This window comes from Cohnella sp. GCM10027633, from assembly GCF_042675445.1.
Classification (GTDB): Bacteria; Bacillota; Bacilli; order Paenibacillales; family Paenibacillaceae; genus Cohnella.
On the sequence record NZ_JBHTGV010000002.1, the window covers coordinates 207,285 to 228,566 of the forward strand.

At 58.0% G+C, this 21,282-nt stretch carries 13 protein-coding genes; 10 read left to right on the forward strand and 3 right to left on the reverse strand.

Annotated elements, in window-relative coordinates:
- Nucleotides 1-53: 53 nt before the first annotated feature.
- From ACFQZG_RS05605 to ACFQZG_RS05625, 5 genes are all read left to right on the forward strand, one after another.
- Nucleotides 54-536, forward strand: coding sequence for a DUF2975 domain-containing protein (locus ACFQZG_RS05605; RefSeq protein WP_378150577.1), 483 nt, complete (start codon nt 54-56; stop codon nt 534-536).
- 11 nt (nt 537-547) lie between these two features.
- Nucleotides 548-760, forward strand: a complete 213-nt coding sequence (locus ACFQZG_RS05610) for a helix-turn-helix domain-containing protein (protein ID WP_378150578.1) — start codon at nt 548-550, stop codon at nt 758-760.
- Complete coding sequence (locus ACFQZG_RS05615) at nt 750-1,580, forward strand: DUF817 domain-containing protein (RefSeq protein ID WP_378150579.1); 831 nt, start codon at nt 750-752, stop codon at nt 1,578-1,580. The genes ACFQZG_RS05610 and ACFQZG_RS05615 overlap by 11 nt, the downstream gene beginning before the upstream one ends.
- Nucleotides 1,581-1,727: 147 nt before the next feature.
- Nucleotides 1,728-3,266, forward strand: coding sequence for a glycoside hydrolase family 31 protein (locus ACFQZG_RS05620; RefSeq protein ID WP_378150580.1), 1,539 nt, complete (start codon nt 1,728-1,730; stop codon nt 3,264-3,266).
- Nucleotides 3,267-3,343: 77 nt separating this feature from the next.
- Entirely contained in the window at nt 3,344-4,339 is a 996-nt protein-coding gene (locus ACFQZG_RS05625; RefSeq protein WP_378151575.1) for a LacI family DNA-binding transcriptional regulator, read from the forward strand.
- 164 nt (nt 4,340-4,503) lie between these two features.
- Here the strand turns inward: ACFQZG_RS05625 and ACFQZG_RS05630 are convergent, their stop codons facing one another.
- Nucleotides 4,504-5,340 (reverse strand): helix-turn-helix domain-containing protein, encoded by an 837-nt coding sequence (locus ACFQZG_RS05630; protein WP_378150581.1) that lies wholly within the window; start codon nt 5,338-5,340, stop codon nt 4,504-4,506.
- Between the two features lie 135 nt (nt 5,341-5,475).
- Between ACFQZG_RS05630 and ACFQZG_RS05635 the strand changes: the two genes are divergently transcribed.
- Both ACFQZG_RS05635 and ACFQZG_RS05640 read left to right on the forward strand, forming a co-directional pair.
- A complete protein-coding gene (locus tag ACFQZG_RS05635; RefSeq protein ID WP_378150582.1) occupies nt 5,476-6,957 on the forward strand; it encodes an alpha-L-fucosidase in 1,482 nt (493 codons plus the stop codon).
- Between the two features lie 84 nt (nt 6,958-7,041).
- Complete coding sequence (locus tag ACFQZG_RS05640) at nt 7,042-8,211, forward strand: serine hydrolase domain-containing protein (protein ID WP_378150583.1); 1,170 nt, start codon at nt 7,042-7,044, stop codon at nt 8,209-8,211.
- Between the two features lie 71 nt (nt 8,212-8,282).
- On the opposite strand, the gene ACFQZG_RS05645 is transcribed toward ACFQZG_RS05640, so the two are convergent.
- Nucleotides 8,283-10,301, reverse strand: coding sequence for a methyl-accepting chemotaxis protein (locus tag ACFQZG_RS05645; RefSeq protein WP_378150584.1), 2,019 nt, complete (start codon nt 10,299-10,301; stop codon nt 8,283-8,285).
- A gap of 384 nt (nt 10,302-10,685) precedes the next feature.
- Here ACFQZG_RS05645 and ACFQZG_RS05650 point away from each other — a divergent pair, with 384 nt between their 5' ends.
- Entirely contained in the window at nt 10,686-17,069 is a 6,384-nt protein-coding gene (locus ACFQZG_RS05650; protein WP_378150585.1) for an S-layer homology domain-containing protein, read from the forward strand.
- Between the two features lie 353 nt (nt 17,070-17,422).
- On the opposite strand, the gene ACFQZG_RS05655 is transcribed toward ACFQZG_RS05650, so the two are convergent.
- Nucleotides 17,423-18,700, reverse strand: coding sequence for a Gfo/Idh/MocA family protein (locus tag ACFQZG_RS05655; RefSeq protein WP_378150586.1), 1,278 nt, complete (start codon nt 18,698-18,700; stop codon nt 17,423-17,425).
- Between the two features lie 283 nt (nt 18,701-18,983).
- Here ACFQZG_RS05655 and ACFQZG_RS05660 point away from each other — a divergent pair, with 283 nt between their 5' ends.
- On the forward strand, nt 18,984-20,330 hold the full coding sequence (locus tag ACFQZG_RS05660; RefSeq protein ID WP_378150587.1) for an ABC transporter substrate-binding protein: 1,347 nt from the start codon (nt 18,984-18,986) through the stop codon (nt 20,328-20,330).
- Between the two features lie 75 nt (nt 20,331-20,405).
- Nucleotides 20,406-21,275, forward strand: a complete 870-nt coding sequence (locus ACFQZG_RS05665; protein WP_378150588.1) for a carbohydrate ABC transporter permease — start codon at nt 20,406-20,408, stop codon at nt 21,273-21,275.
- Nucleotides 21,276-21,282 lie beyond the last annotated feature (7 nt).

Here is a 21,282-nt window from a genome sequence, read left to right on the forward strand (position 1 = left end):
ACGATAAATAATGTGCTACATTCAATACGAAAATATCGAATTGAGGTGTGGCCATGAAACGCGTCCCTACGTTATTCCTGAAGGCGGCCGTCGTCTTGATGGGGTTGCCGGTCCTTGCCGTGTGCATCTTCGTCGTGCCCGAGATCGCGAATTACTTGGTGGAAATGTACCCGGACCATGCGTATTTGAGACCGCTCGCGTACCTCGATCTGTATGCGTCGGCGATTCCGTTCTACTTCGCGCTGTACCTGGCGTTCAACTTGCTCACGTACATCGATCGCAACGACGCATTCTCGGAGCTGTCCGTTACGGCGCTCATGCGGATCAAGCAGTGCGCGCTTGCGATCAGCGCCTTGTGGGTATTGGGCATGCCGCTCTTCTACTTGTTCGCGGAGCGGGACGATGCTCCCGGCGTCATCCTGATCGGCATGGTCGTCATCTTCGCGTCGATGGTAATCGCGGTGTTCGCGGCCGTCCTAGAGAAGCTGCTGCGTCAGGCGATCGATATCAAATCCGAGAACGATCTCACGGTCTGAGGTGATAGGACATGGCGATGATTATCAACATTGACGTGATGCTGGCCAAGCGGAAAATGAGCGTGACGGAGCTGTCGGAGCGAATCGGGCTCACGATGGCCAACCTGTCCATCTTGAAGAACGGCAAGGCGAAGGCGATCCGGTTGTCCACCTTGGAGGCGATCTGCAAGGCGCTCGATTGCCAGCCCGGCGACATTCTGGAATACCGAAGCGATGAACAATAACATACGGCGACTCTCTACGCCGATCGTGCAGTTGCTGCACTTCGGTTATCAGCAGGCGATGAGTTGCGTGTTTCCCGTGGCGATCTTCGGCACGCTGTCGCTGTCGAGCGTCGTCGAAGTGCCGTTCCTGCACCGATACGACGCCATACTTCTTATTCTGCTCGCGGTGCAGTACGCAATGTACCGCGGCGGATTGGAGACGCGCGACGAACTGAAGGTTATCTGCGTGTTCCATCTGATCGGCTTGGTGCTGGAGGTTTACAAGGTTCATATGGGTTCGTGGTCGTATCCCGAGCCCGCTTATACGAAGCTGCTCGGCGTACCGCTCTATAGCGGCTTCATGTACGCGAGCGTCGCGAGCTATATGTGCCAAGCATGGCGCAGGCTGAGCATGGATATGACGGGCTGGCCGGGCCTGGCCGCGGCGGGATTGCTCGGCGGCGCCATCTACCTGAACTTCTTCACGCACCATTACATCCCGGACATCCGGTGGTGGTTAGCCGTGCTCGTGCTGATCGTCTTCCGGCGTACGCGGATCATCTATCGCGTGCGGGCAACGACGTACCGGATGCCGCTCACCCTAGCTTTCGTCCTCGTCGGTTTCTTCATCTGGCTGGCCGAGAACATCGCGACGTACTTTCAAGCGTGGAAGTATCCCGACCAGCACGACGGCTGGCGGATGGTCGGCCTCGGCAAGATGAGCTCGTGGTTCCTGCTCGTCATCATCAGCGTCATTATCGTTGCGCAGTTGAAGCACGTGAAGGCGGTGCTGCGGGCGAGCCGGAGCGAAGAGGCAGAGTTTCATGCAGCGCCTTATTGAATAGAACAACGCGATTCCCTAAGGGGCCTGACAATCAGGTCCCTTTTGCTTGTGGATAGAACGATTTCTCCATTGACGGAAACGAGGTGCGACGATATGATTAAAATAGTTGCGCAAATATTTTCCTAAACGATGGGAGTGCCGAAAATGGCGATACATACGATTGCATTGTTAGAAGACGAACGGTGGTGGGGCGGCGCGATTCACGACGGGGTTCGCATGCCGTACGGCGGAGAAGACGTCCGACAAGACTTATCCGACTTGCTAGAAAACTCGGGTTCCCCGTTCCTCGTATCGAGTCGCGGCAGATCCGTCTGGCACGACCGGCCGTTCGAGTTCGAATTCCGGTCCGGCACCCTCCATATCGATGCGGAAGGCGACATCACGATCAGCGAAGACGGCGCTTCGCTTCCGGAAGCGTATCGCGAAGCCGCAAGCCGTCACTTCCCCGCGCTCGGACGGACGCCCGATCCGCTGTCGATGACGGCGCCGCAATATTGCACGTGGATGGAGATGCACTACGAACCGACGCAACAGAAGACGATCGCCTACGCGCAAGAGATCATTCGCCGGGGGTTCCCGCCGGGCGTCTTGATCATCGACGACAACTGGATGGAGGATTACGGCACGTGGAGCTTCCACCCGGCGCGCTTCCCCGATCCGAAGAAGATGGTCGACGAGCTGCACGAGCTCGGCTTCAAGGTCATGCTGTGGGTATGCCCGTACGTCAGTCCGGACAGCCGCACGGGCAGAATGCTCGAGAAGCAAGGGTACCTGGTTCGGACCGCGAACGGGAAGACCGCGATCCGCAGATGGTGGAACGGGTATAGCACGGTGCTGGACTACACGTACGAAGAGGCGTGGAATTGGTTCAAGGGCACGCTCGACGATCTCGTGGCGCGATACGGCATCGACGGGTTCAAGTTCGACGCCGGAGATCCCGCGGGCGACGGCCACAGCGAGTGGGTCGCGGGCTTCGAGTGGCGCGGCTCGAACGTTCCGAACGAGGATTGCGCCGCGTACAGCCGCCTCGGTCTGCATTATCCGCTGAGCGAATTCCGCGCCAGTTGGAAGATGGGCGGAGCGCCGCTCATGCAACGGTTGCGGGATAAGCCGCATAGCTGGGGACGCGACGGCCTCCAATCGCTCATTCCGAACGCGATCGCGCAGGGGCTCGTGGGCTTCTCGTTCAACTGTCCGGACATGGTCGGGGGCGGCTGGGACGGAGACCTCGGCAGGGCCGCGTTCGATCCGGAGCTGTTCGTCCGCTACGCGCAGTGCGCGGCTCTGTTCCCTATGATGCAATTCTCGACGGCGCCGTGGAAGGTGCTGGACGAGACGATGACGGCGTACAGCCTGGAAGCCGCGAAGCTGCGCGGGCGACTGAGCGCAGAGCTTCTCGCCCTCGCGGACGAAGCGGGCCGGGAGGGGACGCCGATTCTGCGCGCGATGGAGTTCGTGTTCCCGGGACAAGGATACGCGTCCGTACAGGATCAATACATGGTCGGGAACGAGATCCTCGTTGCCCCGATCCTGGAGAAGGGATCGACAAGCCGAGAGATCGCGTTCCCGGAAGGCGAATGGGTCGGGGATGACGGAAGCCGGGCGGTCGGACCGTGCCGAGTCCGCGTCGAAGCGCCGCTCGCGCGCTTGCCTTGGTACCGGTTGGAGAAGTCTATCGATTGACTCCGTAATCCGCTGTCATTAAGATGAGAGTGTAGGTTGTACCCGAACGGAGGAGATGGGCCATTAAGCTCAAGGAAATCGCGGAGAAAGCGAACGTGTCGATCAGCACCGTGTCCCGCATCATTAATAACCAAGGGAACTTCACCGAGGAGACGAGGCGGAAGGTGCTGGAGATCGCGGGCGACTATCTGAGACCCGGCGTCACTCCTTCCAAGCTGTCGGGCATCTCCTACAGCATCGCCGTATTCGTTCCGGACGCGAACGACTTCTTCGATAACGATCCGGCGTCGTCCGCCGACTTGAACGATCTGAAGGAGCAGTTCGAAGCGTACGGGCATCAGTTCCATCTGGCTACGCATACGGCCGATTTGAACGCGGCCTCTTCGGCTTATCGGCTGCTGGGGGAGAAGAAGATCGACGCGGCGATCGTGTTCGATCCGTTCATCGAGGATAAGCTGGTGGAGGAGCTCGCGAATCGCGGCATCCCCTATTTGGTGACGAACGGCAGAAGCTACGACAGCGCGCATAACTTCATCGATTACGACAATCGCAAGGGCGCTAGCGAGGTCGTTCGGTATTTGCACGGACTCGGCCATCGCAACATCGGCCTGATCGCCGGCCCGAGCCGTCACTTGGTGAACGAGAACCGCCTGCGCGGATGCCGGGATGCGTTCCGCGAGCTGGGCTTGACGTGGGACGAGTCGAGGATCTCGGCGGGAGCGTTCGATCCGGCTCACGGGTATCAAGCGGTTAAGCAGCTGCTCGCCGATCACCCCGCGATTACGGCGATATTCGCCTTCAACGACATGATCGCGTTCGGAGCGATGAAGGGCTTGGCCGAGCTGAAGCTGAAGATTCCGAAGGACATCTCGCTCGTCGGCTTCGACGATCTGAAGCTATCCGAATTCATGATGCCGCCGCTGACGACCGTTAGAAGATTCAGATACGACATCAGCCCGCTGATCGTCAAGATGATCGCGGAGCTCATTACGAACAAGTATATTTCCGAAGTCAACATCAGCTTGAAGACCGAGCTCGTCGAACGCGAATCTTGCGGCAAGGTTCGGACTTAGCGGTCGAAACGGCTAGTGGAATAGTCAGGAAATCGAATGCAGAAGAGAAGGGGCTTGCCTTAGCCGCGCGAACCGGAGGTCGCGTTGGCTAGGGGGCCCCTTTTTTGATTTGGGTTGGTCCGTGAGAACGCCGGCTAAGAAGCAATGCCCCGGAATCGACGGCGTTAACGTTCGACGGCGAGCATCGATCTGTACGCGCTAGGAGAGAATCCGGTAGCCGCTTTGAACAGCTTGGAAAGATAGGATACGTCGGGAATGCCGATTCGCGGCCCGATCTCGTATAGAGGCAAATCGGACGAGGCGAGCAGCCATTTCGCCTCCTCGATTCGTTTGCGATTCACGTATTGGATCGGCGATACGCCCAAGTGTTTCTTGAACAGCCGGATGAAATAGTTCGGGTGAACGTGGATCAGATCCGCCATGCTCGCTATCGTAATCGATTCGCGCACGTGCTCGTCGATGTAAGCGAGTACGCTGCGAAGCTGCTCGCCGGCTTCCGAGCGCGCGATGCGAAGGCCGGCGCCGTTCGCCCGTTCCACGTAATAGGAGATCAGCCGGAGCAACGCCGCCTGAAGCAGCAAGCCGGAGCTTAATCGATCGCTTACCGAGTGATCCAGCATTTCCCGGAAGAGTCGTGCCGGCTCGTCGTCTCCCGACGTGTCGACCAGCCATGGCGGCTGAATGAGGTCGAATAAATTCAACGATCCTACCTTGGCCGTGAAGTGGCACCAATATTTCGTATAATAACGGTCGCCGACGGTCGAGTAGGATTGCGTGACGCCTTCGGGCATCAGCGCGAGCTGTCCCGGCTTCGGATACAATTCCCGATCCCCGATCTTCAGCCAGCCTTCGCCGTCTACGATCAAGTAGAACTTGTTGTACTCCGGCCGATAGTCCAGCTCCCGCCAATGAGGCATGACGGGATTAAAGCCGACGACGGTCGTGTTGACGCGCAGATTGGCCAAGTAAAGCCGGATAAGGCGTTGACGGGAATCGTCCATGGATAACCACTCGCTTCGATGGGGTTCGTTTTCTACAAGATAAGGTTAGGAATCTATCTTCATCAGCATAGCACACAACTGCTACGATGATGAGGCCGGAGTACGCGGCTTACGTCTATTAGAGGGGGTTCATTCATGTCAACGAAACTTCGGCCTTTGCAAGCGTCGATCGCGCAGGGACCGTATGTCCCCACGTTCGAGTCGCTGCGAACCTTCGAATGCCCGGATTGGTTCCGGGACGCCAAGCTCGGGATTTGGTCGCATTGGGGGCCTCAATCCGTTCCGATGTACGGAGACTGGTATGCCCGGGGGATGTATAACGAAGGGTCGGATGCCTATCGCTACCATACGAGACATTACGGTCATCCTTCGGTATTCGGCTACAAAGATATCGTGCAACGATGGAAAGCCGAGAACTTCGACCCCGAGGGCTTGATGGATCTCTATGCGGAAGCGGGGGCGAAGTACTTCGTCGCGCAAGCCATGCATCACGATCACTTCTTCAACTACGGCTCCAAGCTTCATAAGTGGAATTCGGTCGAGACGGGGCCGAAGAAGGACATCGTCGGCTTGTGGCAGGCGGCCGCGAAGAAGCGGGGATTGCCCTTCGGGCTAACCGAGCATATGGGAGCGACATTCAGTTGGTGGTCGTGGAACAAGGGGGCGGACAAGGAGGGGGCGTTCGCCGGCATTCCTTACGACGGCAACGATCCCGCGTACGAAGATTTCTACCTGGCGAACCGCGAGCACTATTCCGCGGAGAAGGAGTACATGGATCTCCTGGATTGGTACAGCTCGAACCCCGGTTGGCATCAGCGCTGGTTCGACGTCATGAAGGAGCTCATCGACCGGTATCAACCGGATTTGCTGTATTCCGACGGAGCGCTCCCGTTCGGCGAAGGCCATTACGAAGCGGGGCTTCATGCGGTCGCGCATCTGTACAACACGAGCGCAAGCTTGAACGGCGGCGTTAATCGGGCCGTCTATAACCAGAAGGATCGGCGAAGCGAGGTCTTCTCGGTCGGCGTGCTGGATATCGAGCGCAGCCAAGAACCTGACATCAAGCCGGATCCGTGGCAGACCGATACGTGCGTCGGAGATTGGTTCTACAACGTGAGAACCGTCTACAAGAAGCCGGGCCACGTGATCGAAATCTTAATCGACATTATCGCGAAGAACGGATGCCTGCTGCTCAATATTCCGCAAAAGCCGGACGGCACGATCGACGAGGAATGCGAATACCTGCTTCGGGAGCTCGCCAAGTGGACGAAAACGAACGGCGAGGCCGTCTACGGGACGCGCCCGTTCCGCGTGTCGGGGGAAGGCCCGTCCAGCGTAGTTATCGAGCACTTCAAGGAGGAGGCGGTTAACTGGACGCCCGACGATTACCGGTTCACGAAGCGCGGATCAACGCTGTTCGCCTTTCAGATGCGCTGGCCCGAGGACGGACGAGCGGTGATTCGTTCGCTTAGGGAGACGGAGAAAGTCAAATCGGTACGTCTGCTGGGCGTCGGAGAGACCGAATTCGCGCAAGCTTACGGCACGTTGGTCGTTCGGCTTCCGGAACGCGGGCCGACCGGATACGCGCACGTTCTGGCGATCGAGTTAGAGGAATAAATCGAGTCCGACAGCGGGGTTGCCATGCTCGGACAAGACTCGGATAATGAAGAGCATAAGCCGCTAATCGAGAGGAGATTGTCCATGAGCGCGAGAGACAGACTGAACGAGCGTATGACGCCGCTGCTCCGGCGAATCGTCGAGCGGGGACCGGCCGGCGTCGCCTGCACGGTTACGCGGCGCGGGGAGACGTTGTATCGGGAAAGCTTCGGGTTCGCCGATAGAGAGCAGAAGCAGCCCATCGCGGAGGATACGTTGTATCGCGTTTATTCGATGACGAAGGTCGTTACTTGCGTCGCGGCGCTGCAGCTATACGAGAGAGGGCGCTTCCTGCTCGACGATCCGCTCGAAGAATACTTGCCGGCGTTCGCGAATCCGAAGGTAGCCCGGATCGACGAGGGTGGGAACGAGACGACGAGTCCGGCTTCGGGTTCGGTCCGCATCAAGCATTTGTTCTCGATGACGTCCGGAATTACGTACGGCGGAACGGCGACCGATACCGAGCGGCGAACGCAAGAGCTGTGGGACAAAGCGCGGAGCGAGTCGGACGCGCGAAGCTTCGCGCAAGCGCTCGGGGCGATTCCGCTCGCCTTCGAGCCCGGCACGCGCTGGCGCTACGGCCTAAGTCACGACGTGCTCGCGGCGTTGGTCGAGACGGTGTCCGGACAGACGTTCGGTCAATACGTGAAGAAGGAGATCTTCGACCCGCTCGGCATTCGCGACGCCGCGTTCCGATTGACCGATGACAATCGACGCCGTCTATGCACGTTGTATCACTACGAGCCGGGCGGTAAGCTGACCCCTAGCGGTCATAACCCGCCCATGGACGGATGGTACGAACCCGATTGCCGATTCGAGAGCGGCGGCATCGGGTTGCTGTCCACGATCGGAGATTATAGCCGATTCGCCCAGGCGCTCGCGCAAGGGGGGCAGCTGGAAGGCGAGCGGATCTTGAGCCCGCGCACGATCGCGCTCATGGCGACGAATCAGCTGGACGAACGGCAACTTCGCGATTTCGGGGGCGATTCCAGCGGTTACGGCTACGGCCTAGGCGTACAGACGCTGATGAACCGGGCGGTTGGAGGCAATAACGGATCGATCGGTCACTTCGGATGGCCGGGATTGGCCGGAACCTATATGCTCGTCGATCCCGCCGAGCAGCTCTCGATCGTCTATATGCAGCAGATGCTCCCGAACTTGGAGCGGGAGACGCAACCTCGTCTGCGCCAAGTCGTGTACGGAGCGTTGGATTAATTGTTCTCGAACGAAGAAGCGGCTGCCCCGGTTAATATCGGGAGCAGCCGCTTTTTTCGCGTTTCAACGCGTCAGAACTTGAACTGATCCAAGTCTCTCCGAAGACCGCCCGACAGCTCCGCCATCTGTTCGGACAGCTGCAGCAGACGGTTGCTGATCTGCGATTGAATGTCACCTTGCGCCGCCACTTCCACGGACGTCGCGTAAGATTGCTCCGATATGGCGCTTACGTTCTCCATGGCCGTCGCCAACCGGATCTGCGATTGCTCCATGTCGCGAAGGACGTCGGACATGACGGACAGATTCCCGAGGAACCCGTTCTGCCGCTCCTGTACCGTTCGGAAAATCTCGTCCGTGCTCATGACCAATTCGGATTGCTTCGTGAGAATCGGGTACGTCTCTTCCATCAACGAGGCGGTGCGGTCGATGTCGTGCAGGATTTGATTCGTAATGTCACCGACACCCTCGATCGTCGCCCTGGATTGCTCCGCGAGCTTCCGGATCTCGTCGGCGACGACCATGAACCCTTTGCCCGAGACGCCGGCGCGATGGGCTTCTATCGACGCGTTCAGAGCCAATATGTTCGTCCGCTTCATGATGTCGTTCAGCTTGTTCATGACCGTCTTCACGGACTGGTTGCCCGCCTTCAACTGCTCGACTCTGCTTACCATGAGCCGGGTCTTCGTCTCGACCTCCGACGCTTGTCCGCGCAGTTGAACCATTAGAGCCTGACCTTGCTGTCCCGCCTGCCGGAGCTCGGTCGCGGATCGCTCCATATGGACGCTGCTCTCTATAACCGAACCCATTCGGTTCGTCGTCTCCGATGCCATGCCGCTTACCTTCTCGGTCTCGCCGGACAATTCGGCGGAGCCCGCGGCGATCTCCCGGTTCGCTCTCGTCATCCGCTCGGCCGCGGCTGCGGTCGATTGAGAGACGCTGAGCAACTCTTCGGACGTGGTCAACACTTGCTTGGCCGAGTCGGCCGTCTTATGGACGAACCCCGTAATCTGCGACATCATGCCGTTGAAGCTGCCGGCGAGTTGACCGATCTCGTCCTTCCGGGACGACACCATGCGAACCTGAAGGTCGCCTTGCTCTCCGGCTTTCATCAGCTCTCTGAGCCGGATGAGAGGTTGGCCGTACCGGCGCGCCATCCACCAGCCCATGACGATCGCCAATACGAGCGACAGCCCGGCGATGTAGAGCGTATTGCGCCAGATCGAACGCGTCTCGCTCAGGAATTCGCCGACCGGCACGTAAGCCAGCGTGCGCCAGCCGTTCTTCTCCGAGCTCGCGTAGACGAGCGCTTGGTTGATCCCGTTGCCGTCCTTCACGTAGTCGAACCCCGAGCTCGCGCTATCGTCGCTTCGCTCTGCCATCGCTTGTATCATGGCGTTCGCGCTCTCGGTATCGCTTGCGGAGCTTGTATAGATCAAGGCATTGTTCTCGCTTGCGACGATCTTGACGCCGCCGTCTCCGATTCGGACGGCTTCCAGCTCGCTGCCGATCAAGTCGAGCTTGATCTCGTAGAGCAAGCCGCCCAGAAACTCGCCCGCGCCCTGATTCCCGATCGCCCTCGTCAAGCCGATCGCGGCTTCGCCTCCTCCGGAGTAGCCCTCGGGTAAGGTTTCGAGCCAGATCGCTTGTCCGTTGTTGGAGCGAATGCCGGCGAACCACGATTCGTTCGCGACCTCCGTCGCGATCGCGGGCTTTCTGCCGGATACGACCCATCGTCCGTCGGCATCGTACAGCTGAACGGACGTCAACGAATCGTCGACCGCAACGAGATCGTCCAGCTTCGTTTGGATTTTCGTCTTGGCCAGCGCGCGGTCTACTTCCGGCACTTCCGGGTTCAAGTAGTCTCTGATGTCTTTCAGGAACAGATTGTTGATCGCGATCTGCTCGGTTTTTTCGTCGTACTGGGTGTAGATCAGATCCAGCTTCTCGCCGGCTTGCGTGATCGTCTGCTTCGAGGCGTCCGTCAGTTTATCCTTCAGGATGCTTTGGGACGAGTAGTAAGACCCGTAACCGGTCAAAAGAACGAATCCGATGATGCTGACCAGGAACAAGACGAACAGTTGGTTCCCCACGGAGTACCCCATCTTTAGCAATCCAGCACGCAACCTCGTCTTAAACCTCACTTGAGCCAACTCCCCGGGTCGATGTCTATCTGCTTGTTCCTTCATCATAAATCAGCGGCATTTGGCGTTGAAACGCCACAAATTTAAGATTCCGGCCCAGTTATTAAGATCTTAAGATTTCGGACAGCAATCTTAAAAATGTGGTATTTCGTGACAGTTCTTCTTGCTCTATGGTTAAAGTATCTTGAGCATTTTGACAGGTCGTGCCGAGGAGATTATGCGCAAATTTCTTCGGAAGCATCGCATGTACGTCCCCATGCTTCATTGCCTATTACGTGTATACGCACCAATGATAACGCTTTCACTGCAGAAAGCGAACAAGGAGGATTTCGATTGCATTCATTATCCTTACGCGCCTTCAAGAAGGCGTCTTTCCAAGCGTTCCTGATCGCTTGCTTGCTCTTGAGCACGCTCTCCGGCAATGCCGCCGGCGTCGCTTACGCGGACCCGGATCCATCCCGCGTGCCGACCAATCCGTTCCCGAGTCCCGCGGTCGATAGCAACCTGACCCGGCATGACTTGACTCCGGCGCTCAGTCCATTGGACAATCCGCTGAAAGGCTTCGCGCCTTTCTATCCGTGGGAGACGGAGACTTCGTTCCCTCACAGCTTGGAATGGGTATACGTCCCGTTGAACGCGGTCATGAGCGGGCCCGATACTTACACCTTCGATGCGGGGTTGGAGCCGCAATTGAACGCCATCGCGGCAAGAGGGAATCAGGCGGCGATGAGGGTCTATCTGGAATATCCGGACAAACCCAACGCCATTCCGCAGTTTATTCGCGATAACGTCACGATACGCAATAACCCGTCTTGGAATCAGGACGAGCCGGATTACGACGATCCGGACATGATCGCCTACTTGACGAACTTTATTGCCGCTTTCGGCGACAGGTACGATGGCGATCCGCGGATCGCATACATCCACATGGGGCTCGTTGGCTTGTGGGGGGAATGGCACACGTGGCCATACGATGACGATACGGCCGACGGATTGCCGAATTACATGCCGAGCGACGCGACGATCAACACGATTTTCGCCGCGTACGATAACGCCTTCGACGCCACCAAGCTTGAGGTTCGTTATCCGAAGCTGCCTGACGCGGGCGATTACGATATCGGCTATCACGACGACTCCTTCGGGTTCAAGGAAGGCGATCCGCTCGAGAGCGTCACGCAGCCGGAGAGCATGGGCGGAGCTTATTATTCGTTCATGACCCAGATGCTGGCCGCGGGCTCCGAGAATAAGTGGATTACGCAGTCCATCGGCGGAGAAGTGCGTCCGGAAATTCAGCAAACTTTCTTCAGCGGCGGCACTAACGTCGATAACGCGCTGGAAGACATCGAACTGACGCATGCGACGTGGATGATCAACCAGGGAGGCATCAGCAACTATAGCGCCGGCGACGCAACCGTTGCCGCGGGCGTGCGGAAGATGGGCTACGATCTGAACGTGAAGAGCGCCTATTACGACGATGTCGCGCAAGGCGATCCGTTGAAGGTCGGGGTTACCGTTCAGAATAACGGCGTAGCCCCGTTCGCTTATCCGTGGGAGGTTAAGCTGGGCGTCAAGAACGCGTCGGGGACGCTCGTCAAGCAATGGGAGACGGGCTGGGATATTACGAAGGTTCAGCCGGTGCAGATCAGAACGTATCCGGAGTGGGGAGTCGACGGCGATCCCGAGTACGTCCCGTTCGGCGAGCCTTATTACTACGATACGACGATCGCCGATCCGGACTTGAACGACGGCTATTATTACTTGGTCATGAAGGTCGTCAATCCGCTGGAAGAGACGAGCGTCAAGGCGAAGAAGGTACGGTTCGCGAACGCGGATCAAGACGCTGCCGGCTGGCTCAACTTGGGGCCGGTATTAATCGGGGATTGCGATTCGGACTGCTCCGCGCCGCCGACGTCGCCGCAGGATCCTCCGCAGAAGCTCCTCGTCGATAACTTCGACGGAACGCCGGCGTGGGGTGCAAGCACGTCGAATGATCTGGGCAAATGGTCCGGTGCTCACGACTTCGCGAACGGAGGCGGCGCCGGAGTTGTCGAGAACGGCGCGTTAACGCTGCAGGTAAAGAATAATGCGTGGTTCGAGTCTGGAATCGGCCCCGATCTATCGGAAATGAATAAGCTTGTTATTCGGGCGAAGGGAGAGGCCGGCGGCGAAGAGAGTCTGGTCAAGCTGGGCATTGGCGGCGTTAATAAAACGCTCGGTCAATTCAGCGGAGACACGATTACGACAAGCTACAAGGATATCGTAATCGACTTGGCGGCAGGCGGAGTAGATTTATCGCAAGATATTTGGAGTCTAGCGATATCGCTAAACACTTGGGATACGACGGGCACGATCTATATCGACGAAATCTATCTGACGGACAGAATCGAATCGGATACGGATCCTGGTACGGGCACGCCGCCGGTGACGACTCCCGGATTGATCGACAATTTCGAGTCCTACGCGGATAACGCGGCTATCGGGCAAGCGTGGTCCGAAGCGTGGTCCGACATACCGGGCTCGGTAACGAGAACGGTCGGCTCGGCGAGCGGAAGCAAGGGCTTGAAGCTTGCGGTCGCGAACGCCGCTTCGACTTGGGCGAATATCGGCCATTCGATCCCTTCGGACAAGAAGGATTGGTCGAAGTTCGACGGCTTAAGCCTCTGGGTGAACAATACGACGAGCGACGGCAAGGACTTCAGCTTGAACGTCGCGCTTCAGACGCCCGTTGCCAAAGGCGAATTCGGGTTGAAGGAAGGCGGATCGGCGCAGACGATCGCGGAGGACGGAAGCTGGCAGCCCGCGGCGTTCAATGGCGGCTCGCTGCGCATTCCGGCAGGCTTCGAGGGCGTCGTGAGAGTCGGTTGGGATCAATTCGTGCAATCCGCATGGCAATGCGACGGCGTTCAGGCGGACTGCGGAGCGGCGTTGGATCCTAGCGAAGTAACCGGGCTTCAATTCGGCTACCCGCCGGCGGAATACGCGAATAACGTCATTACGATCGATGACATCAAGCTCTATCGGGCGGATAAGACGTTGGACGATTTCGAATCGTACGCGGATGATGCCGCTCTGCAAAGCATTTGGAAGATCGATTGGGAGTCCGGCGTGCCTTCTACGCTTCGATCGATTAACGACGCGAAGTATTCGAACGGCAGTCAATCGATGAAATTCTCGGTGACTCCTCCTCAGGGCCAATCCACATCCGATTGGGTCAATATTAAGCGCGTCGCCTTCACCGGGACGGATTCGGATTGGTCGGCATTCGACGGGCTTACGTTCTGGGTCGACAATACGTCGCCGAGCAACAAGGGCATGGATCTGAACATCTCGCTGGTGACGGACGCGCCGAAAGGCGAGTTCTCGTTGAAGGCCGGCGGAACGGTGCAGTTCTATGATGCGGACGACGGCTGGAAGCCGACGACGCTCGGCGGCGGATCTCTGTCGATCGCCGCGGGTTACACGGGGATGGTCAGAATCCCTTGGAGCGCGCTCGTCCAATCCGCATGGCAAGGCTGCGACGCCTGCAATGCGACGTTCGACGCCAGCAAGGTGCTTCAAATTCAATTCGGCTTCAGTCCCGTCAATCAGGCCGATAACGTCCTCAGCATAGATCAGGTCGGCATCTACGCGTTAGCGGGCAGGACTGGCGGATCCGGCGGCGGATCGACGACGGATCCCGTCGACCATCCGAGCGCGCCTTCCTGGGCAACGGTAGACGGAACGCATGCGCTCGCGTTCCAGGACGCGCCGGTAGACAATCCGTTGAAGGGCCTCCTTCCGTTCTACGATGCTTCGGAGGAAGCTTACTTCAAAGTCGGCGACGATTGGAGAGATCGGCCGACCCAACTGCCGTACAGCATGGAATTCTTCTACTTGCCGCTTAACAAGCTGATGAACAATCTGAACGACTTTAACTGGACCGAGCTGGACAAACGGCTTGCGGCTGTAGCCTCCAGAGGCAACCAGGCCGTATTCCGGGTGTATCTGGACTACCCGAATAAGCCCTCGGGCATTCCGCAATTCCTGATCGATGCAGGGGTTGCGACGCACGGCTATACGGAATTCGACAATGGCAAGGACGCGACGAGCCTGGCGCCGGACTATAACGACGAGCGGTTATTGGGCGCGTTGGACAATTTCATCGCCGCGCTCGGCTCCCGTTACGACGGCGACCCTCGCATCGGAGCCATCATGATCGGCTTGATCGGGTTCTGGGGAGAATGGCACACGTATCCTTACGACGGGAATTTGAAGTCGCCTAACCTGATGCCGACCGACGCTAACCTGAACCGGGTTCTTACCGATATCGACAATGCGTTCGACGAGACGCAGCTCGTATTGAGATATCCGAAGGATAGCAGCGACCTGAAGACCAAGAACTTCGACGTCGGCTATCATGACGATTCGTTCGCGTTCCAGACGCTTCCGCCGAGCTTGGGCGGACAGGGCTGGCATTTCTGGGGCAGAGTGAACGACGCGGGAGCGAACGAGTTCTGGAAGACGAACAGCATGGGCGGAGAGATGAGACCGGAAATCCAGGTGAAAATGTGGAATAACGACCCGCCGAAATACAATGAACCATCGACGCCGATCGAAGGCGCCCAAGGCGAGGATTACTACACGAGCCTCGAGCTGACCCACGCATCGTGGTTGATTACGCAAGGCGTGTTCCAAACGCCGCTGGAGCCGACGGCTCTGGCAAGAGCGACGGAAGGTTCCCGCGACATGGGCTACGAGTATCATGTGCCGACCGCCTACTTGGATGCGGCCGACGGTAATCTGAAGGTAGCGGCGGAGCTGGAGAACAGAGGCGTAGCGCCGTTCTACTACGATTGGAAGGTGGAGCTTGCCGCCAAGTCCGGCAACGGCTTCGTGCGCATATGGGAGCCGGGCTGGGATCTGAAGGACATCCTGCCTAATACGAACGGATTCGATAACAATAAGCTGTTCCAATCGACGAACAATCCGGCATTGCCGAACGGAAGCTATGAGATCTTCATGCGTTACGTCAACCCGTTGGAGCAGGTCAACGCGAACGCCAAGACGTTCCGCTTCGCCAATGCCGGTCAAATCGGCGACGGATGGCTAAGCCTGGGCAGCGTAGCGGTGGCGAATAGCGCGGCCGAAGCGCCGGCAAGGGTTACGGGCCTAACCGCGAGTACGGCGGAGCAGTTCCGATTGGCTCCGGGCGCAACCAAGCAGATCGAAGTTGCCGTAGCGCCGGCCAATGCGAGCAACGCTAGAGTCGTGTGGTCTTCGGCAGACGGCAATGTTGCCTATGTATCCGCCGCAGGCTTGCTCACGTCTGTAGGCATCGGCCAAACCGTCATTACGGCTACGTCCTCCGACGGCAACTTCTCGAAGGCATTCACGGTAACCGTATCGACCGATTCCGGTTCCGGTTCGAACCCGCCGTCCGGCGGAACGACATCGCCGCCGACATCGAATCCGGAAGCGACGAGTAACGGAGTCAAGCTGGGTCAAGACGCCGTGAAGACGACTCGCCGGGCGAATGCGAACGGCGAGCAGGAAACGGTCGCGACCGTCGATCCGAACAAACTCCAAGCTGCCTTCGAAGCGCTTCAAGGCAACGGCAGCGGAGCGAAATCGGTTACGGTCGAAGTGGACAATGACGGAGGCAACGTAAGGGTCGAGGTTCCTGCCTCCGCGTTGGCTAGTTCGGCGCAAAGTACGCCGGAAGCGATCCTCGTCGTGCGAACCGATGCCGGCGACTACCGCGTTCCGGTCCAAGCGGTCGATCTGCAAGCGTTGGCCGACTCGCTCGGCGTGAAAGTCGGAGAGATGACGATCGGCATTACGATCGACAAAGTCTCCGGAGCGGCGGCCGATCAGATCGATAAGCAAGCGAATACGAACGGTCTCGCGCTGTTGTCCTCCGCATTCGATTACAAGATTACCGCGAGCGCCAACGGCAAGACGGTCGAAGCGGGAAGCTTCGGCAGCACGTACGTGGAGAGATCGATCATCCTTCCGGGATCCGTCGATCCGAACACGTCTACCGCGGTCTTGTACGACCCGGCTACGGGGACGTTCAGCTTCGTGCCGGCAACCTTCTCAAGCAGCAACGGCAATACGGAAGTCGTCATCAAGCGCAACGGCAATAGCCTGTACGCCGTCGCTTCGAGCAGCAAGACGTTCGCGGACCTCAAGGGACATTGGGCGAAGACGGATATCGAGCTGTTGGCGTCGAAGCGGATCATACAGGGGACGACCGCGGACAGCTTCGCGCCGAACCAATCGATTACCCGCGCGGAGTTCGCGGCCTTGCTCGTCCGGTCGCTCGGATTGACCTCTTCGGGCACGGCCGCCGCGTTCGGCGACGTGAACGGGAAGGCATGGCATGCGGACGCGATCGCGACGGCCGTCGAGGCGGGCATCGTCGAAGGTTACGCCGACGGCACGTTCAAGCCGAACGATCTCGTGACGCGCGAACAGATCGCCGTCATGCTGTCTCGCTCGTTGAAGTACGTGAACAAGTCCGTTCAAGTAACGGGTACGGACGGCGCAATACTTGGCAAGTATACGGACGGCGGTTCCATCGGAGCTTGGGCGAAAGCGGCGTTGGCCGAATTGGTCGAAGCCCGAATCATTCAAGGGAACGCGAGTAACGCCCTCGTGCCTGCAGCCAACGCAAGCCGGGCGGAAGCGGCCGTGATGCTGAAACGGTATTTGCAGTTCGTGCAATTCATGAACTAGATAGAGCGTGAAAAACAGGGAGCACATGACTTCGAAGAGATTCGAAGGCATGTGCTCCTGTTGTCTGGAGAAACGTTAGTGAGTCAATCGGCAATCGGCATGTATGCGAAAAATTGTGTTTAAGTCGCGCTGAACGGGTCAAATTCTTCGGTGTATTTGAAATTTCGAGTCTATTTGACGCGCGGCTACGAAAATGGGCAGATGTATATGAAAAATCATACACATCTGCCCATTACCCGAATGTCTGAGGAATTGTATTCGAAAAACCGAATACATGCCGGGGCCCAACCCCCCGCGTCGCCGGAGCCCAAACTCCCGCGTCGCCGGGGCCCAAACCCCCGCGACGCATGAGCTCAAGCCAGCTGCGACAGGCCCGTCATCGAACGGAACGTTCTCATATCGACGACTTCTCCGCCGCGTAGGCGGGATTGCTCGGCCGCGAACGCCATCAGATGGCTCTCGAGCGAAGCTTCGGCGGAAGTCAGGTTGTTCTCGAAGCGCCGTTCCCGCAGGTCGGACAGGAACTGCCGCATGATGCCGTCGTCTCCGCCTTGATGGCCCCCGTCTGCCGTCGATGCCTGCACGACCGTCCGGACGCCGCCGTCGAATTCGAACAGATCGATCGTTCCCGTGACGAGGTCTCCCCGCAGCTCGCCCTTCGTCCCCATGATCTGAACGATCCGGTTAATGTCCCGCGTAAGTCCGCACATGCTGAACATGACCGTCGCGCCGCTCTCGAATTCCATGTTGACGACCTGGTGATCGACGACGTTGTTGTCGGTCCGATAGACGCATTTGCCGTAAGGCCCGGACTGAATCGCTCTCATCCGGTTGTCTACGGTAGGAGGGTCGGCGATCAATCTCGCGAACGGGTTGGCCTCGAGATCCTGCAAGTAGAATCGAGTCGAGGAGTACGGACACGAAGCTTCGACCGCGCAGCCGTCCGTGCACCGTTCGGTAGAGCCGGCCGGCGCGTTCGACGAGCGGAAATGGCTTAACGAGCCGAACGAGCTCACCCGGATGCATTCCGAGTCGACCAGCCATCGGATCAAGTCCATGTCGTGGCACGATTTGGCGAGAATCATCGGGCTGGACAGGTCCGAATTCCGCCAATTGCCGCGAACGAAGCTGTGCGCGTAGTGGAGGTAGCCGACGTTCTCGTTGTGCTGCATCGAGACGACGTCGCCGATGCGGCCGCCTGCGATCAAGCTTTTCAACTGCTGCCAGAATGGCGTATAGCGCGAGACGTGACAGATCGACAGCAGGCGCCCGCGCTTGGTCGCTTCTTCCGTCATGAGTGAGCACTCGAGCGGGTTGTTCGACATCGGCTTCTCCAATAAGACGTGATACCCTTTGCGCAGCGCCTGCATCGTCGGCTCGAAATGCATGCGGTCCTGCGTGCAGATCAGCAAGGCGTCGCATAGCTTGGGCTTATCCAGCAGCTGCTCCCAGGAGAGGAACGTCTGGCTATCCTTTAATTTGAAAGCTTTCGCGAATTCGGCTCTTCGTTGCGGGTCCGGCTCGGCTACCGCCACGATCTCCGCTTCGTGCGGGTGGTTGAGGACGTAGGGCATGTAGCTGAGGAAGCCGCGCGCTCCCGCGCCGATGACGGCCAATTTCAATTTGATCACCGAGATCTCTCCCTTTTTCTCCGATGAATGGATTCATGTATTTCGTTCATTTAGGCAAATATTTGCCTACCGAGTATTATGCATCGATCTCGTAATCTTGGGAACACGTTCTTAAAAATGGGGCAAGAATCTTTAAATTTCGGCATTTCTTTGTGCGGAGCTAGTGTTTATGATGAAGATGTCAAAGGTGCTCTTGATGCAATGCTTCGGAAAATTTGCGCAAATTTTCCGGAACAAACTCGCGACGGGGACAATCCGACTATCCATTAGGGGGAAAACGAAGATGTGGCAGAACGGTAAAAAGTCAGCCTACTTGCTGGGCACGATTCTCGCATTCACGATGGTCATGACGGCTTGCGGCGGCAACAACGACAATAACAACCAAGCAAGCGAATCCGCTTCGGGCGGACAATCGACCCAGAAGGCAAGCGAGCCGGCAAGCGATAAGCCTGCCAAGGACGTCGAGATCAGCTATACGATCTGGGATAAGATCCAACAGCCTGCGATGGAAGCGATCGCGGCGGAATTCACGAAAGAAAATCCGAACATCAAGGTGAAGGTCGAAGTCATCCCATGGGGCGACTACTGGACGAAGATGTCCGCGGCGGCGCCTGCCGGTACGCTTCCGGACGTGTTCTGGATGCACGGCGGCCAATTCATCAAGTACGGAACGGGCGGCTTCCTCGAGCCGATCACCGACAAAGTACAATCGGGCCTCATCGATCTGAACAACTACGCGGCCAACCTCGGCTCGATCTATACGCTCGACGGCCAGAACTACGCGGTTCCTAAGGACTTCGACACGATCGGCCTTGCTTATAACAAAGAACTGTTCGACCAAGCGGGCATCCCGTATCCGGACGACACGTGGGATTACAACAAGCTCGCGGAAGTCGCGAAGAAGCTGTCCCAACCGGACAAAGGCATCTACGGCTTCGCGGCCAAGATGGATACGCAAGTCGGCTACTGGAACGACATGCTGGCTAACGGCGGCTACGTCCTGAACGACGACATGTCCAAATCCGGCTACGACGATCCGGCTTCCATCGAAGCGCTGAAAGCCCGTTACCAGATGGTTCTCGACGGCGCTTCTCCGACGCACCAACAGCTGACGGATACCGATTCGACCGAGATGTTCAAGTCCGGCAAGATCGCGATGATCTTCGAAGGCTCGTGGCGCAACGCGGACATCTACGGCAGCGAAATCATCAAGGGCAAATGGAACTGGGCTCCGCTTCCGAAAGGCAAAGTCAAACGCGGCAACATCATCAACGGCCTGGGCAACGTCATGTCCGCCAAAGGCAAGCACAAAGATGAAGCCGGCTTGTTCCTTCAGTTCCTGGGCTCCAAGCGCGCTGCCGAAATCACGGCGGAGATGGGCGCGGCGATCCCGGCGTTCAACGGCACGCAAGACGCATGGGTGAAATCCAAGCCCGACCTGAACCTGCAAGTGTTCATCGATCAAGTCGCGGACGCCGTACCGTATCCGAGCGGATCGAAATCGTATCCGGTCTGGTTCGCGAAGGAATCGGAAATCATGTCCCAAGCGTGGGGCGGCGCGATCACCATCGAAGAAGGCGCGAAGAAAGTCGCCGAGATGATGAACCAAGCGATCGCGGACGCGCAATAAAGAAACGAATAGTCAGAGAATCGAAGGCATTCCGCGCTTGCGGAATGCCTTCGATAAAAGAAAGAGGTGGCCGCGGTGACATCTAGAAGCAGATACATTTGGGCGTATGCCATGATCGCTCCGACATTGATCGGAACGCTGGTGTTCTGGTTCTGGCCGGCTTTGTATTCCATTTACTTGAGCTTCCTGAAGTCCGAGAACTTCGGGCTCGTGAATCATTGGGTCGGCTTGCGCAATTACGAGAAGTTGTTCAACGACGAGGAGTTCTGGCAGAACCTGCGCAACACGCTGTACTACGTCGTGTTGTTCGTACCGGCCACGATCGTCCTGTCCACGTTCTTCGCCGTGCTGCTGAACTCGAAGATCAAAGGGCAATCCGCCTATCGCGTCATCTTCTTCTTGCCACAAGTGACGATGCCGGCCGCTGCGGCCATGGTATGGGTCGTATTGTTCGCGCAAGATTACGGCTTCCTGAACCATGTGCTCGGAACGCATTTCTCGTGGCTGTCGGATCCGAGATTGGCCATGTACTCCGTCGTCTTGGTCGGCGTGTGGGCGGCGATCGGCTTCAACATGCTGCTGATCCTGGCAGGCTTGCAAGGCATTCCGAAGACGTTGTACGAAGCGGGCGAGATCGACGGCGCCGTTCGATTCAACAAGTTCCGTTACATTACGCTGCCTTTGCTCACGCCGACGCTGTTCTTCACGTCGATCGTGCTCATCATCGGCGCCACTCAGGTGTTCGACGCGATCTACCTGCTGATCGGCAAGACGAACGTCGCGTTGCCGTCGGTACGGTCGCTCGTGTACGCCTACTATCAGAACGCGTTCGTGTATTACGACCAGAACTACGGCGCGGCGATCGTGAACGTATTGCTCGTCATCAACCTGATCCTGACGGGACTGCAGTTCTTGTTCCAGAAAAAATGGGTCGTATACGACTAAGGGAGGC